Genomic DNA, 471 nt, shown 5'->3' with positions numbered 1-471 from the left:
GGCAGTAGGCAGTAGGCAGTAGGCAGTAGGCAGTAGGCAGTGAGATGACCGGCAAGATCAATTCCTACAAGGATCTTATCGTGTGGCAGCAGGGGATGGATCTGGCTGTCGCCACCTATTCTTTGACCAAGGCATGGCCAAAAGAGGAATTGTATGGGTTGACCAGCCAAATCCGCCGTTCAGCAACCTCTATTCCTGCAAACATCGCCGAAGGTTATGGCCGAGACAACAGAGGTTCCTATCAGCAATTTCTGAGGATTGCCCAAGGCTCGCTGAAGGAATTCGAGACACACCTCCAGATCGCTGAACGCATTGGCCTTGCCACGCATGATCAAGCTAGTCAGTTGCTGACATCCACGGAGGGCATCGGCAAAATGCTTCGCCAGCTTATTTTCAAACTTGCACCCGAATAGACCCCTACTGCCTACTGCCTACTGCCTACTGCCTACTGCCTACTGCCTACTGCCTACT

Annotated in this window: 1 protein-coding gene; it reads left to right on the top strand. The window is 52.4% G+C overall.

The window, feature by feature from the left end; genetic code table 11:
• Positions 1 to 44 precede the first annotated feature (44 nt).
• Positions 45 to 413 carry a four helix bundle protein gene (locus EN939_RS37490; protein ID WP_127271453.1) on the top strand — a complete coding sequence of 123 codons (369 nt, stop codon included), beginning with the start codon at positions 45 to 47 and terminating at the stop codon, positions 411 to 413.
• The last annotated feature ends 58 nt before the right edge of the window (positions 414 to 471 follow it).

The organism is Mesorhizobium sp. M7A.F.Ca.CA.002.05.1.1 (assembly GCF_003998335.1).
In the GTDB taxonomy this organism is placed as follows: domain Bacteria; phylum Pseudomonadota; class Alphaproteobacteria; order Rhizobiales; family Rhizobiaceae; genus Mesorhizobium.
Note: the sequence above shows the minus strand (reverse complement) of the source record. Positions and strands in the feature narration are given on the sequence as shown.

What these genes read in the sequence shown, in the direction of transcription:
- EN939_RS37490 (WP_127271453.1), top strand. Translation starts at nt 45, where the DNA reads ATGACCGGCAAGATCAATTCCTACAAGGATCTTATCGTGTGGCAGCAG.